Source organism: Nocardia sp. NPDC051787 (assembly GCF_040681325.1).
GTDB lineage: Bacteria > Actinomycetota > Actinomycetes > Mycobacteriales > Mycobacteriaceae > Nocardia.
Genome location: NZ_JBFAYO010000019.1, coordinates 106,398 through 119,954, shown reverse-complemented (window position 1 = coordinate 119,954; position 13,557 = coordinate 106,398). Strand labels below are relative to the sequence as shown.

13 protein-coding genes and 1 pseudogene are annotated in these 13,557 nt (G+C 68.4%); 3 read left to right on the top strand and 11 right to left on the bottom strand.

Translation table 11 applies throughout. The features are described 5' to 3' along the window. The first annotated feature begins 143 nt into the window (after positions 1–143). On the top strand, positions 144–1,703 hold the full coding sequence (locus AB0M45_RS21530; RefSeq protein ID WP_364331786.1) for an NAD(P)/FAD-dependent oxidoreductase: 1,560 nt from the start codon (positions 144–146) through the stop codon (positions 1,701–1,703). On the opposite strand, the gene AB0M45_RS21525 is transcribed toward AB0M45_RS21530, so the two are convergent. The 6 genes from AB0M45_RS21525 to AB0M45_RS21500 form a co-directional block, all read right to left on the bottom strand. Next, positions 1,691–2,677 carry a zinc-binding dehydrogenase gene (locus tag AB0M45_RS21525; protein WP_364331783.1) on the bottom strand — a complete coding sequence of 329 codons (987 nt, stop codon included), beginning with the start codon at positions 2,675–2,677 and terminating at the stop codon, positions 1,691–1,693. The genes AB0M45_RS21530 and AB0M45_RS21525 overlap by 13 nt on opposite strands. 16 nt (positions 2,678–2,693) lie before the next feature. After that, positions 2,694–3,116, bottom strand: coding sequence for an organic hydroperoxide resistance protein (locus tag AB0M45_RS21520; protein WP_364331780.1), 423 nt, complete (start codon positions 3,114–3,116; stop codon positions 2,694–2,696). 2 nt (positions 3,117–3,118) lie between these two features. Next, positions 3,119–3,565 (bottom strand): MarR family transcriptional regulator, encoded by a 447-nt coding sequence (locus AB0M45_RS21515; RefSeq protein ID WP_364331777.1) that lies wholly within the window; start codon positions 3,563–3,565, stop codon positions 3,119–3,121. 81 nt (positions 3,566–3,646) lie between these two features. Beyond that, on the bottom strand, positions 3,647–4,771 hold the full coding sequence (locus tag AB0M45_RS21510; protein ID WP_364331774.1) for a PQQ-dependent sugar dehydrogenase: 1,125 nt from the start codon (positions 4,769–4,771) through the stop codon (positions 3,647–3,649). Positions 4,772–4,785: 14 nt separating this feature from the next. Then, positions 4,786–5,685, bottom strand: coding sequence for a dienelactone hydrolase family protein (locus AB0M45_RS21505; RefSeq protein WP_364331771.1), 900 nt, complete (start codon positions 5,683–5,685; stop codon positions 4,786–4,788). Positions 5,686–5,861: 176 nt separating this feature from the next. Beyond that, positions 5,862–6,782 (bottom strand): LLM class F420-dependent oxidoreductase, encoded by a 921-nt coding sequence (locus AB0M45_RS21500; RefSeq protein ID WP_364331862.1) that lies wholly within the window; start codon positions 6,780–6,782, stop codon positions 5,862–5,864. A 1,322-nt stretch (positions 6,783–8,104) separates the two neighbouring features. On the opposite strand from AB0M45_RS21500, the gene AB0M45_RS21495 reads away from it, so the two are divergent. Beyond that, positions 8,105–8,578: a gluconokinase gene (locus AB0M45_RS21495; protein WP_364331859.1), complete on the top strand. Its 474-nt coding sequence runs from the start codon at positions 8,105–8,107 to the stop codon at positions 8,576–8,578. A gap of 46 nt (positions 8,579–8,624) precedes the next feature. On the opposite strand, the gene AB0M45_RS21490 is transcribed toward AB0M45_RS21495, so the two are convergent. The 4 genes from AB0M45_RS21490 to AB0M45_RS21475 all read right to left on the bottom strand — a co-directional run bounded on the left by AB0M45_RS21490 (position 8,625) and on the right by AB0M45_RS21475 (position 11,895). Further along, complete coding sequence (locus AB0M45_RS21490) at positions 8,625–9,515, bottom strand: oxygenase MpaB family protein (protein ID WP_364331768.1); 891 nt, start codon at positions 9,513–9,515, stop codon at positions 8,625–8,627. A 223-nt stretch (positions 9,516–9,738) separates the two neighbouring features. Further along, positions 9,739–10,653: a DUF5995 family protein gene (locus tag AB0M45_RS21485; RefSeq protein WP_364331765.1), complete on the bottom strand. Its 915-nt coding sequence runs from the start codon at positions 10,651–10,653 to the stop codon at positions 9,739–9,741. A 154-nt stretch (positions 10,654–10,807) separates the two neighbouring features. Beyond that, positions 10,808–11,587 carry a M50 family metallopeptidase gene (locus AB0M45_RS21480; RefSeq protein ID WP_364331762.1) on the bottom strand — a complete coding sequence of 260 codons (780 nt, stop codon included), beginning with the start codon at positions 11,585–11,587 and terminating at the stop codon, positions 10,808–10,810. A 74-nt stretch (positions 11,588–11,661) separates the two neighbouring features. Further along, positions 11,662–11,895: a hypothetical protein gene (locus tag AB0M45_RS21475; RefSeq protein ID WP_364331759.1), complete on the bottom strand. Its 234-nt coding sequence runs from the start codon at positions 11,893–11,895 to the stop codon at positions 11,662–11,664. 26 nt (positions 11,896–11,921) lie between these two features. On the opposite strand from AB0M45_RS21475, the pseudogene AB0M45_RS21470 reads away from it, so the two are divergent. Beyond that, a pseudogene (locus tag AB0M45_RS21470) lies at positions 11,922–12,590 on the top strand (MBL fold metallo-hydrolase); the annotation flags it as partial. Positions 12,591–12,622: 32 nt separating this feature from the next. Here AB0M45_RS21470 and AB0M45_RS21465 read toward each other — a convergent pair. Further along, the gene (locus tag AB0M45_RS21465; protein WP_364331756.1) at positions 12,623–13,513 is read right to left on the bottom strand and encodes a bile acid:sodium symporter family protein; all 891 of its coding nucleotides are present in this window, start codon (positions 13,511–13,513) and stop codon (positions 12,623–12,625) included. Positions 13,514–13,557: the final 44 nt, after the last annotated feature.

Genomic DNA, 13,557 nt, shown 5'->3' with positions numbered 1-13,557 from the left:
GTTCGGCCGTGCCGACGGTTCGACACCGTCCGGACGAATCCGTGACGGTGGGGTCATCGGCGCCGCGGCCGGGTGGCTGACGGCCGCGGTGTGGGCCGGCGGGGATGCTGTCGTCCGGACGCGATCCGTGCTATCGAAGACGGATGACACCGACACGCTCCTCCTACGATGTGGTGATCGTCGGCGGCGGCCACAACGGTTTGGTGGCGGCCGGGTACCTGGCGCGGGCCGGGCGCTCGGTGCTCGTGCTCGAGCGGCAGCGGCACACGGGCGGCGCCGCGGTGTCGGAGCGGGTGTTCGCGGGCGTCGACGCGCGGTTGTCGCGGTACTCGTACCTGGTGAGCCTGCTGCCACGGTCGATCGTGGACGAGTTGGGGTTGCGGTTCGCCACGCGGCGGCGACAGATCTCGTCCTATACGCCGGTCGGTGACGGTGGACTGCTGGTGTCCGCGGAGCAGGCGCGGACCGAGGCGAGTTTCGCGCGGCTCACCGGGACGGATCGGGAATTCCGCGCCTGGCAACGGTTCTACGGCGCCACCGGGCAGCTGGCGCGGCGGGTGTTCCCGACGCTGACGCAGCCGCTGCCCACCAGGGACCAGCTGCGGAATCTGGTGGATGACGCGGCCACGTGGGACGCGCTGTTCGAACGGCCGTTGGGCGAGACCATCGAGTCGACCTTCGACCATGACACCGTGCGCGGCGTGGTGCTCACCGACGCGCTGATCGGCACGTTCACCCATGCGCACGATCCCTCGCTGCGGCAGAACCGCTGCTTCCTCTACCACGTGATCGGCGGGGGCACCGGCGACTGGGACGTGCCGGTCGGCGGCATGGGCGCACTCACCGACGCACTGGCCGAGGCCGCGCGCACGGCGGGCGCGGAGATCGTCACCGGCTGCGCGGCAACCGGTATCGAAACCGACGGCAGCACAGCACAAGTCGGTTATCCGGATGGAAAGGTCGGCGCGCGCCACGTTCTGGTGAACGCCGCGCCGTACATACTCGCCGAGTTGCTCGGCGAGCCGTTGCCATCGAAACCCGAAGGCGCGCAGCTGAAGGTGAACATGCTGCTGCGCCGGTTGCCGCGCTTGCGCGACACCGAGGTGGATCCGCGCGAGGCGTTCGCCGGAACTTTCCACATCGGCGAGTCATATGCCCAGCTCGATCGAGCTTATGGCGAGGCGGCGATCGGTCGTATCCCATCCGCCCCGCCCGCCGAAATCTACTGCCACACCTTGACCGATCCGACGATCCTGGCGCCCGATCTCGCCGTGCGGGGCGTGCACACCCTCACGTTGTTCGGTCTGCACGCCCGGGCGAAACTCTTCGCCGCCGATCCCGCCGGCGCCAAGGCGGAGCTGTTGAAAGCGACACTAGCGCAATTGGATTCGATGCTGGCGGAACCGATCGCGGATTGCCTGGCGACGGACGCGAACGGCGCGCCGTGCCTGGAGGCGAAGACCCCACCCGAACTCGAGCGCGAGGTCGGTCTCCCCGGCGGTCACATCTTCCACCGCGATCTGGCCTTCCCCTATCTCCCCGAAGACGCCGATCCGGCCGACCCCGCCGCCCGGTGGGGTGTGTCGACCGGCCATCGCAACGTGTTCCTGTGTGGTGCGGGTGCGATCCGGGGTGGCGGGGTCAGCGGCATCCCCGGGCACAACGCCGCGATGGCCGTGCTCGACGTCGGTCAGGCGGACTGAGCTTTCAACGCGATCTTCGCGTTGCGCCCCGGCGTCTCGGTGGCGACCGCGGCCTCGGCGGCGGAATCCAGCGGATAGGCCGCCTCGATGTCCAGCTTCAGCACGCCGCGGGCGGCCAGGTCGATCAGCTCGCCGATCAGCCGCCTGCGCTGCTCGCCGCCGATCTCCTCGATCCGCTTGGAGCCCCAGAAGCCCTTGACCACCGCCTGTTTGAAGATGAGTCCGCCGGGATCGAGCGACAGCGGCTGGCCTGACAGCGCGCCGAAGGAGATCAGCTCTCCGCCCGGCGCGAGCAGCGCCAGCTCGTCGGCCGCGGCCCGACCGCCCACCTGATCGACCGCCCGCGCGATCGGCGCGCCCGAGGTGACGGCTTGCACTTGGTCGCGCCAGCCCTCACTCTCGGTGTCGAGCACTTGCTCGACACCGAGTTCGCGCAGCGCCGCGACCGAGGCGGGCCCGCGCACGAGGTTCAGCACGTGCAGCCCGCGCTGCCGGGCGAAGATATTGACCTGCCTGCCGACCGCGCCGTTGGCGGCGTTGATCACCAGCCACTCTCCGGCGTTCAGGCCGAGGTCTTCCACCAGCATCAGCGCGCTCAACGGCATGGCGAGCAGCTGTGCCGCGGTCTCGTCGGACACCGAGTCCGGCACCGGAATCACCTGCCGGGCCGGGACCACGAAGTACTCGGCCCACACGTTCTGCGCACCGGAGACCGTGACACGCTGGCCCACCGACAGCCCGGTGACGTCAGGTCCTACCGCGTCGACACGGGCGACCGCCTCGGTGCCCGGAATGGCGGGCAACTCGGGCCGGTAGCCGTACACACCGCGCACGATGGCCAGGTCGTGATTGTGGATCGGCGACAGGATCAGCGCGAGCCGTACCTCGCCCTGGCCCGGCTCCGGGGCCGGTCGTTCGGCGGTGGTGAGCACGTCCTTCGGTTCGCCGAATGCTTCGATGACAACGGCACGCATATCCGCTCCTTCTCGATCAGTCGTCGGCGACAACGACGTCGACGTCGATGTTGCCGCGGGTCGCGTTGGAATACGGGCACACCTGGTGCGCCTTGTCGGCGAGCGCCTGCGCGTCCTCCCCGGACAGATTGGGAAGCGAGACCTCCAAGGTAACCGCCAGACCGAAGCCGCCGGCGCCGTTCGGGCCGATGCCGACCTTCGCGCCGACCGCGGAATCGTCGATGTTCGCCTTGACCTGCTTGCCCACCAGGCGCAGCGCCGAGTGGAAGCACGCCGCGTAGCCCGCCGCGAACAGCTGCTCGGGGTTGGTGCCCTCGCCGCTGCCACCCAGCTCCTTCGGCGCGGACAGCTCCACGTCGATCTTGCCGTCGGTGGTGCGTGTGTGGCCGTTGCGTCCGTCGCCGCTGGCCAGGGCTTCGGCGGTATAGAGGATCTGCATGTCTACTCTCTTTCGTTCAACTGGGACAGCAGCGATCGCGTCAGTCGCCGCAGGATGTCGCGCAACGCGAGGAAGTCCGCCGGGGACAGGCCACTGGCCTCGGCCATCTCGGCCGGGATGTCGCCCGCCTCGGCGCGCAGCGCGCGTCCGCGCTCGGTGAGCTGGATATCGACGCGACGTTCGTCGGCCGCCGATCGCCGCCGCTCGACCAGACCCGCCGCCTCCAACCGCTTGAGCAGCGGCGACAGCGTGCCGGAATCCAGAGCGAGTGTGTGGCAGACGTCGCCGACACTGCGTCCGTCGCGTTCCCACAGCGCCAGCATCACCAGGTACTGCGGATAGGTGAGCCCTAGCCGTTCGAGCTTCGGGCGGTAGACCGCGGTCATCGCCCGGGACGCCGCGTACAGCGGGAAGCACAGTTGCTCGTCGAGTGCGAGGTGATCGGTCATGAACAACAAAGTAGTGGACAATTAAGTTGTACACAACTGACCTGGTCAGTGGTTGCCGTCACGTTCGATCAGGATTCCGGCTCAGCGAGCGGGGAAGCGGAGCACGCGATCCTCGCCGGGGTCGACATTCCCGCGGCCATCGGTGTCGGAGGTGGTCAGCCACAGCGCGCCGTCCGGTGCGACGGCCACCGTGCGCAGGCGGCCGTACTGGTCGCGCAGTTCCGAGCGGGGCGTGCCCAAGCCGCCGTCTGCCAGCGGTACGCTCCAAAGCCGTCGGCCGCGCAGTGCGGCGGCGTACAGCGTGTCCGCGGTAATGGCGATGCCCGAGGGGGAGGCCTCCGCGGTGGTCCACGTGACCAGCGGGTCGGTGTAGCCACGGTCGGTGCCGCCCGCGCCTTCGACGGCGGGCCAGCCGTAGTTGCGGCCCGGCTCGATCAGGTTGATCTCGTCGAACCGGTCTTGGCCGAACTCCGCCGCGAACAAGCGGCCGGCCCGATCCCACGCCAGTCCCTGCACGTTGCGGTGGCCGAGGCTGTAGACCGGCGAGCCGGGATCCGGATTGCCCGGGGCCGGGCGGCCTTCGGGAGTCAGCCGGAGGATCTTGCCGTTCGGGCTCGCGGGGTCCTGCGACCGACGGGATTGCCCGGCATCGCCCGTTCCGGCGTACAGCATGCCGTCCGGCCCGAACGCGATCCGCCCACCGTTGTGGTTACCGGCCTTCGCGATGTCCGCGACGAGCACTTCCGGCTGGCCGTCGAGCCGGAACCGCACGATTCGGTTGTCCGTCTCGGCGGTGAAGTAGGCGTAGACATAACCGGTTTCGGCATAGTCCGGCGCGACGGCGAGGCCTAGCAGGCCGCCCTCGCCGCGTGCGGCGACGCCGGGCACTCGGTACACCTGTTCCGGCGCGCGTCCGGGAACCAGTCGCAGTATCCGTCCGGTGTCGCGCTCGGCTACCAGCGCGGCGCCGTCGGGCAGAAACGCCAATCCCCATGGAACGTCGATATTCTCAGCCACCTGCTCGGGTGCACCGAGATCGGGCTGCCCGGTCGGGCTACTCGGCGAGGTGCTGCCGATTCCGGTGGGTAGCGGCGGGACGCTCGGATCGGCCGGGTTCTCCTCGGCGCAAGCCACCATCGCCCCGGCGATCAGCAACCCGGCGACAGTCGCGCGGAACCACGGAATGTGGGGCCTCGCCTTTCCCATGTACGACTCCGCCATCAGCCGAGATAGGTGCTGTACCAGTCGAGTACACGTCGCCAGGCTTCGGTGGCGGCCGTAGCGTTGTAGCGCGGGCCGGTGTCGTTGAAGAAGGCGTGGTCGGCGTCCGGTGCGGTGAAGACCTCGTACGGGTTGCCGTTGCGGGCCAGCGCCGCCTCGGCGGCGGGACGGGAGGCGTTCACGCGGGCGTCGGCCGCCGCGTAGATTCCCAGCACCGCGGCTTTCGACGCGGAGAGATCACCGTTGTCCGGGAACGGTCCGTAAAAGGGCGTCGCCGCGGCCAGTTGCGGCACGCCGGAGGTCAACAGCAACCAGGTCAGGCCGCCGCCGAAGCAGAAACCGGTGGCGCCCAGCTTCTTTCCGTCGACTCGGCGGTGGAGTTCGTCGAGCCCGGCGCCCAAGTCGGCCAGCAATTGCTCCTGCGGAGTACGGCTCAGCTCGGCGGTCGCCGCAGCCGGATCGGTGAACGTCGCGGTGCCGCCGCGAGAGGACAGCAGATCGACCGCGAGCGCGGAGTACCCGGCCCCAGCGAATCGCCCGGCCACCGAGCGAATATGGTCGGTGAGGCCCTTGTTCTCATGGATCACCAGTACCCCGCCCCGCGGCTGCGGCGCCGCCGCCCACGCGGCTTGCAACTGCGTCTCGCCCGGCCCCGCGAACGTGATGGCGGTAGTGGAGATCGCGCCGGCCGAGCCGGGCGGCGCCGAGGGAGCCGCAGGCGATGGATCCCCATCGGTGATCTTGGTGTCGTTGCCCGAACATGCGGCGAGCAGCGCGACCGCGGCACCGGCACCGAACCCGAGCAGCGCCAATCGGCGCAGCGCCTCCCGCCTGGGCAGAATGCCGTCGGCGTGATCGGCGGCGATCTCCTCCGCGATATAGCGCTGCAACGGCGTCATATGCCCAACCATAGGCCGGATCGGCCGGGCACGGGCGCCGTTCACCGGCTGGCCGCCCGCGACGAACCGACCTGGCCGTGCTGCCCCGCATGATCCGCCAGGTCCAGGGAGCGTGCGCACTTAGCGAGCCGGTCGCGGGGCGAACGCTGATCAGGCGGTCCGGACGGCGGCGGCACTCAGAGCTGCGATTGCACCTGTGCGGAGATCAGTTCGAGATGATCGAGGTCGGACAGGTCGAGCACCTGGAGGTAGATGCGGCTGGTGCCGATCTCGGCGTACCGGCCGATTTTGTCCACCACCTCGGCGGGGGAACCGGCCAGGCCGTTGGTCTTCAGCTCGTCCACCTCACGTCCGATCGCCGCGGCTCGGCGCGCCACTTCGGCGTCGGTCGCGCCGACGCACACCACCAAGGCGTTCGAGTAGACCAGGTCGCCGGCCTTGCGGCCGTATGCTTCGGCGGCGGCGCGAACCCGATCGAACTGCCGCGTGCTGTCCTCGATCGAGGAGAACGGCATGTTGAACTCGCTCGCGTACTGTGCGGCCAGCCGCGGGGTGCGGGTCGCGCCTTGGCCGCCGATCAGCACCGGTATCGGGTCCTGCACCGGCTTGGGCAGGGCGGGCGAGCCGGTGAGCTGATAGTGCTTGCCGTCGTAGCTGAAGGTGTCGCCGGGCTTGGTGGCCCACAGTCCGGTGATAATCGCCAGCTGCTCTTCCATCCGCGCGAACTTGTCGGCGGGGAAGGGGATGCCGTAAGCGGCGTGCTCTTCGGCGAACCAGCCGGTGCCGAGGCCGAATTCCACTCGGCCGCCGGACATCTGGTCCACCTGGGCGACCTGGATGGCCAGCGGGCCCGGCAGCCGGAACGTGGCCGCGGTGACCAGTGTGCCGAGCCGGATCCGCTCGGTCTCCCTGGCCAGCCCGGCCAGCGTGATCCAGGCATCGGTCGGACCGGGCAGGCCGTCGGCGTCGCCCATGCTCAGGTAGTGGTCGGAGCGGAAGAACGCGTCGAAGCCCAAGTCCTCGGTGGCCTTCGCAACGGTGCGCAGCGTGTCGTAGCTGGCGCCCTGCTGCGGCTCGGTGAAGATGCGTAGTTCCATATCTCCGACACTAGCGGGTGGGGTTTCGGCGGCTCCCGGCCTGTCGGGCCGCGACCTGTGCAGTGGAGATTGCGGGGAAAGAGCAATTTCGAGGGCCAAGTCGTCGAAACGGTACAGCCCGGGCGGGCTCTGCAGGCGTTGCACCATGTCGAGCAGTTCGTGCGCTTGGTCGGCGGCGTCGGGAATCCGGTCCGGGTCGACGGCCACCGCGGCAGCCGTGATCGGCGCGGAGGTGGCCGCGGCCAGTGCGGCGACCAAGTCGTCCAGGGCGTTGTCGGCCAGCAGTGCTACCGGGACCAGGATCGTGCCGCCGATCGCACTCAGCAGGCTCGGCACCTGCCTGCCACACTCGACGGCCAGGCAGGTCCGCATGCGCTGCCGCATGGCGTGCCCGTCCCCCGGCGCGTCGAACGGGATGCTCCTCGCCTTGTTCGCCGACCGCGATGGCCAGCACGCTGTAGCGGTCGGCGACCGGAAAGCCGTGCTCGCGGTAGACCTTCGCGGTGTGCTGCCCGCTGAGCAGTGCCGCGGCCACGGCGTGCGGAGCCGCCTGCTCCGCGCCGGGCGCGATCGATAGGTAGGCGAGCGACACGGTCGCCATGACCGCGTGGAGGACGTCGAAGAGTCGCCGTATGTCGTTGTGCCGCAGGGTGTGTGCGGATTCTTGGAGGTGATCGTCGAGATACAGCCGGAAACCCGCGTGGACGAGATGCTGGACGGTATCCAGCGGAATGCCGACGCAGGCCCATCGTGTCGCCGCGGTCAGGATGCGGTCCATCCGGGCGCGGTACTCACGCCGATCGGACGCCACCAAGTCGAGGCAGTGGGCGACGGTGGCGTGGATCTCCTCCCGCAGCAGGTTTCCTCGTGCGGCGTGCCGCTGGGGAATGATGTCGAGCAGGTGCCGCACGATGTGCTCGTCGGCGGGGACGAATCCGGTGGACGCGGTGCGCGTGAAAGGCATGGCCGCCCGCTCAGACGCCCAAGGCGGCCACGGCTCCGGTGCCGAGTCCGTGGGTCGGCGCCTGCCCTGTGACAGTCAGGGCGGTGTGGAGCGCACGTTGCGTCGTTGCAAACATGTCGCTACTTCCGTTCGTCGATCCGCGTTCACTCGAATGCCTTGGCGCAGACGGTAGTTCACATCACACGGGAATCGCGCTATCGCGAGGTCGCGGTCATTGAACTCTAAAGCCCGGTGGCTTCGATCGTCACTGCACGGGTAGACGAAGTAGTGGTCCGCCAGCTTGTTGCCGATGACGAAGGTTTGCGGGATACGGACAGGACGGAGTGGACGAGTGCACGATCTACCGGTGATCGTTGTGATGGGTGTGTCGGGTTCGGGGAAGACGACAGTCGGCACCCGCCTCGCCGACGCGTTGGGCGTCGAATACACCGAGGGCGACGACTTCCATCCACCCGCGAACATCGCGAAGATGGCGGCGGGGACGCCCCTGGATGACGCCGACCGCGCCCCATGGCTGGACGCCCTGGCCGCCGCGATGGCCGAGCGGTCCGAGCGGGGCGCCGTCGTCACCTGTTCGGCCCTCAAACGGGTCTACCGCGACCGGCTGCGGGCGGCCGTGCCCGGGGCATTCTTCCTGCATCTGGACGTGCCGCGCGACGAACTCGAGCGCCGCATCACCAACCGTCGCGGACACTTCCTGCCGCTGAGCCTGGTCGACTCCCAGCTCGCCACGCTGGAGCCACTGGACGCCGACGAGAAGGGCATCACCGTCGATGCGACCCGCACGCCCCAGGAGTTGGTCGGTGCGGTCGTGGCGGGTTTGGGTAGGTGACCCACGCGGCCTCGGTAGGTCCGACAGAATTCCGGCTTGCGAACCGTCAGCCGTGTGGGCGGGCCGGGTGGCGCAAGGCTGAATCCTTGTGGTTGCCGATGATGTCACCGAGCCGGAAGACCTCGCGCGGGTCCGGCAGCAGATGCCGCTGGACGAAAACGCCGACACGGGCGATTCCGCGCACCGCAGAGGTGAAAGCCCTAGGGGGCGCGGCGAGTCGAAGCGTCGAAACAACATGATCTTCACATAGCGCGAGGGCCAGCCAACGGCCGAGCCGCTGGAAGGGGCGAGGTAACCAGCGGGCGGCGAACTGGTCGATCAATGCGTTCGCCAACCGTTGCCCTTCCGGTGAGTAAGCGAAATCCGGGCCGTGCTCATAGCTCTCGAGATACGCCTCGGCCTCCTGCCAAGTGCGGGGCAGCTCGGCGACGCCCATTCCTTCCGAGACCGTGATCCAATGCGAGTACTGGGCGCGGCGCTCCGACTCGGTCAACCCCGGTGCTCCCGCGACCTTTCGTAAGAGCCGGTCGTAGAAGAGGGCGAAGACCACCGCGCTGTGCAGGAAGGTATGTGTCGGCATCGGCCAGCCGCGCGCGACCGATGAATGCCAGTTACGCACGTAGGTCATGCTTTCGGCGGACTCGCGGCTGGTCACGCCGTCATCGATCCACGAGAACAAGTGGAACATGGTCTCGTCGGCACGCCGGATACCGTGCTCGTAGAGCATTCCGGCGCCGTCGCGATCCACCGGCACCGCCGCTTCCGGTGGTCCCGCGAAGCGGACGAAACCGATCGTGTACAGCAGGTGCACCACCATCAGGCTCCGGGGCAGCAGCCGGGCGGTGGTCAGCCGCACGATGCGCTCCGCGTCGACGTCCGGATCCAGCCGCGCGATCTCGGCGCGGATCCATTTGTACCCATGTCTTCCAGCTGTCATGGCTGCCTCCATCCAGGTATCGGCTATCGGTGTGTCGGCACGCTCGTCCATTGCGGGGCCGCGCGGCAGCGAGCCGACTTTTTCACTGGAGTCGCGATCTAGTGAAATATTTCATTAGAGTGTCGGTCTAGTCAAGGGGTGGCTGTGCGGATGGCACGCGGCACGTTTTCGCCGGGGCGCGGGAAGATCGGGAAGTCGGCCTCGCGCTCGAGGCGCGAGTCGGCTAGAGACCGCCGAGGTGGGACAGCACTTCGAAAGCGAGATCGAGGCCGCGCCACAGGGCGTCGATCTCGGCGGTCGCTGTGGGCGCCAGGGCCGGGTCCGTCAGGGCCAGCCCGTTACCGAAGATGACGACGTTGGCGCCCGCGTCGGCGAAACGAAGCAGCGGACCCGTCGCGACGCCTTGCCCGAGCAGCGCGTCCAGGCCCTCGCCGACGAAGTAGAAGCGCCACAGTGGTCCGAGGTCGGCGCCGTAGACCGCCTTGGTCGAGCCGACGACCAGTGCGCCCTGCTGGGCGATCGCGTCGACGATGCGGAAATAGTCGCCAGCGTTGGCCGATGTGCTGCCAACCGCCGCGACGGAGTAGGACAGGTCGACGGTCAGGTGTGCGTTGTAACCCGCCATCGCGATGCGTGCTGGGGACAATTCGCAGCGGCGGGCCAGGCCGAAGTAATGCGCCCAATGCGGTTCCGCGGGTGCGCCGGTGAATTCGGCATGCACATTGCGCAGGAATCGGGACAGCAGCTCGAGACTGATCCGGTGTGCCCACTGCGGGTCGGCGAACGACGCGGGGTCGCGCTGCAACGGCAGCACCGCGGCGTGTTCGACCGCGTCGAGCCCGAGCGCGAACAGTCCCCGCCAGTCGCGATGGCGGACCAGGATTTCGGTGATCCGCTGATGATTGCCGATCGCCTGTTCCAGTTGCCGCAGCGGCGGTCCGGTCAGCGTCGTGGTGTCGGAGAGTGTTGCGACAGCCGCGGTTTCGGCGGGTGTCAACGGGGTTCCGCAGGCCGTGTCGATCGGCGCGGCGGAAGCGGTGGCGCTACCGAGCACGCCAGTGCACAGAAACACCGTGAGGAGCGTGATCGCCGAAAAGAACTGGCGCAGCTTCGGTGTGCGGGCACAGATGTATCTCATCGTCGCTCCGGATGTCGTGAATCGCGTATTGGCATCGGAACGCCCGAAGCGACTGTGCTCGGCGATGTACCGCCACCTGGAGAGGGCGGCGGCACAGGGCGGGCTCGAGCCTAACCCAGCGGATCGTCCTTTGCCACGCGACGGTCGGCGCGGATCAGGAACCGGAGGGCGCGTCCGGCAGGCTCAGTTCGGCGATGTCGGAGATCAGCAGTCCCGCGCCGAGCAGCAGCGAACCCACCGCGATCGCGCCGAACACGAAGACCCACAGCAGGCCGGGCAGCCGGGTGAGCCGCGCGAGTTGATCGGCGTCGGAGTCGACTTCCTGATACCGGGAACGCTGCTGGCGGGAGCGGCTGCGTTGCAGTTCGGCCACCGGGCGTGCCCCGGCGAACAGCAGGAACCAGGCGCCCAGGTACGCGAAACCCGCCTGCAGTGTGTCGGTTCCGAACCAGGACACCACGAAGACCATCCCGCCGAGACCGAGCACGGTGATGCCGCCGTAAATGTTCCTGATCTTGATCAAGAGTGCCGCCAGTAGCGCAATCGCGGTCCAGAGCATCAGCGTGATCCGGCTCGCGCCGAGCAGGGCGGCGAACCCGAGACCGAGCAGCGGCGGCGCCGGGTACCCCGCCATCGTGGTGAGGATCATTCCGAGGCCATAGGGTTTTCCGCTCGACACCGTCAGGCCCGACGTGTCCGAATGCAAGCGGATGCTGTTGAGCTTCCGTCCGGTCAGCAGGGCGACTACGGCATGGCCGCCTTCGTGCGCGATGGTGACGATGTTGCGGGTGAACCGCCAGATCGGGGTGTAACCCACCAGCACGAGCGCCGCCACCGCGGCCGCCACTACCAGCCACCAGGGCGGTTGCGCCTGCGTCGTCGTCAGACGGTCGGCGATGGAGGCGCCGCGCTCGACAAATTCCGCTCTATCCACCGCCGCACCTTAACCGTCCGCACACTCCCGCGCTCGGGCAAGCGTTCCCGGTCGCGACACCGGTTGTGACCGCCTCAACTCTTGCGGAGCACGCCCTTGATATTGCCGACTCCGCCGGAAGTGCTGTAGGACAGCGAATCATCGGGCCGCAGCGTGACGGTCGAGCTGGAGCCGTCGTCCCAGCAGCCGGAGGCGCCGCCGGACAGGCGTGCGACAAAGGTGATCTGGGTCTCGGTGGCGCCGGTCAGCCTCTCGGCGCGCTCACAGCGCTGGCCGGACAGCTTGCCGGTGTTCGACGACTGCGCCACTTCTTCGCCGGGTTCATCCCGAGCATGCTTTCGGGGCCGACACTTTCGCCGGCGCGGCGACCTACCTCGTCAACCGGGCCCAAGCCGACGACTTCGACCACAAAGGCCAGGGCTACCTCGAGATGTTCCGAGGACTCGGCACATCGATCGCTCGCACCTTGGCGGGCCTACGTCTACCTCGGCCCGATCTCGTGTACGACCGCGTTTACGAACTGGATTTGGGCGGCCGGGTCGTCAGGATGCGAGCCACCGGCCGCGCGCACAGCAACGGCGATCAGGTCATCGAGGTAGCCGACGCGGATGTGCTGTTCACCGGAGACCTGGTCGAAGCCGCGCACTTCGCCATCTTTCCGTGGTTCCCGCCGCACGACACGGATGTGTCGGGCACATGGTGGCTATCGGTCATGGAGCGGCTTTCCGCCGCGCCGCGGCGCACCGTGGTGCCAGGACATGGCGACGTCGGTGGCCCCCAACTGATCACCGACGTCCGCGACTACCTGCGGCTGTTACGCGACGAAACCTGGATCCGCCGTGACTCGGCGATGAGCGAGCACACCATCGCAGAGGAGGTCGCCGCGGTAATGATCCAACGGCATCCGGAATGGGCGGGCCGGCAATGGATCGAAAAAGGTATCGCGTGCCTGTGCGCCGAACACACCCCGGCTACCTCGGCGGCGCCACAGGATGCTCCCTGACACGTGGACGTGATCCACGACCGTGATCGGCGCTAGCTCGCCATGCTGGGCTCGCGCGTGCTCCGGTCCCGCCGCGCCCGCCTGGCCAGCAGATATGCGGCGAGTGCCGCGGGGATGTTCATCAGCACGCCGTATACCGCGCCCGGCACGGCCATGGCGTCCTCGTGCAGAACCGACGCGGCGACGGCGATCGCGATCGCCCCGTTGTGGATGCCGATCTCCATGGCCGAAGCGATCGCCTGGTCGGTGTCCACCCGGAACAATCGGGGCACGAAGTAGCCGACGGCCAGGCTGATCACCGCGAACGACAGGCAGATCGAGGCCAGCGTGCCGATGTTCTCGGTGAGCGTCTCGAAGTTCTTGCCGACCGCCGCGGCGACCACCAGCGCGAGCACCACGATGGACAGGATCTTGACCGTGCCGCGCATCCGCTGCGACCACGCCGGGAACCGGCGGTGCACCAGCATGCCGATCGCGACCGGTACCAGCACGATGGCGAACACCTGCGCGAACTTGTCCGGTCGCAGTCCCAGCGATCCGTCGCCGTCCAGGAACAACGTGTAGGACAGCGCGACCACCACCGGCATGGTGAACACCGCGAGCACCGAATTGATCGCCGTCAGCGTGATGTTCAGCGCGACATTGCCGCCGGCGATATGGCTGAACAGATTGGCCGACGCCCCGCCCGGCGAAGCGGCGAGCAGCATCATGCCGACGGCCAGCGCGCCGTCGAGTCCGAACAGGTAGACCATGCCGAGGCACAGTGCTGGCAGCAGCACCATCTGGCACACCAGCGCGATCAGCGCCGCTTTCGGAAACCGCAGCACGCGCGCGAAATCGTCCACCGTCAAGGTCAATCCGAGCCCGAACATCACCAAGGCCAGGGCCAGCGGCAGGAACACCGCGAAAACCGTTGAACCCATTCGGATCTCCTCTCCGCCGACGGGCCGCCGCGACCGGGGTCGAC

What these genes read in the sequence shown, in the direction of transcription:
- AB0M45_RS21530 (WP_364331786.1), top strand. Translation starts at nt 144, where the DNA reads ATGACACCGACACGCTCCTCCTACGATGTGGTGATCGTCGGCGGCGGC.
- AB0M45_RS21525 (WP_364331783.1), bottom strand. Translation starts at nt 2,677, where the DNA reads ATGCGTGCCGTTGTCATCGAAGCATTCGGCGAACCGAAGGACGTGCTC.
- AB0M45_RS21520 (WP_364331780.1), bottom strand. Translation starts at nt 3,116, where the DNA reads ATGCAGATCCTCTATACCGCCGAAGCCCTGGCCAGCGGCGACGGACGC.
- AB0M45_RS21515 (WP_364331777.1), bottom strand. Translation starts at nt 3,565, where the DNA reads ATGACCGATCACCTCGCACTCGACGAGCAACTGTGCTTCCCGCTGTAC.
- AB0M45_RS21510 (WP_364331774.1), bottom strand. Translation starts at nt 4,771, where the DNA reads ATGGGAAAGGCGAGGCCCCACATTCCGTGGTTCCGCGCGACTGTCGCC.
- AB0M45_RS21505 (WP_364331771.1), bottom strand. Translation starts at nt 5,685, where the DNA reads ATGACGCCGTTGCAGCGCTATATCGCGGAGGAGATCGCCGCCGATCAC.
- AB0M45_RS21500 (WP_364331862.1), bottom strand. Translation starts at nt 6,782, where the DNA reads ATGGAACTACGCATCTTCACCGAGCCGCAGCAGGGCGCCAGCTACGAC.
- AB0M45_RS21495 (WP_364331859.1), top strand. Translation starts at nt 8,105, where the DNA reads ATGGGTGTGTCGGGTTCGGGGAAGACGACAGTCGGCACCCGCCTCGCC.
- AB0M45_RS21490 (WP_364331768.1), bottom strand. Translation starts at nt 9,515, where the DNA reads ATGACAGCTGGAAGACATGGGTACAAATGGATCCGCGCCGAGATCGCG.
- AB0M45_RS21485 (WP_364331765.1), bottom strand. Translation starts at nt 10,653, where the DNA reads ATGAGATACATCTGTGCCCGCACACCGAAGCTGCGCCAGTTCTTTTCG.
- AB0M45_RS21465 (WP_364331756.1), bottom strand. Translation starts at nt 13,513, where the DNA reads ATGGGTTCAACGGTTTTCGCGGTGTTCCTGCCGCTGGCCCTGGCCTTG.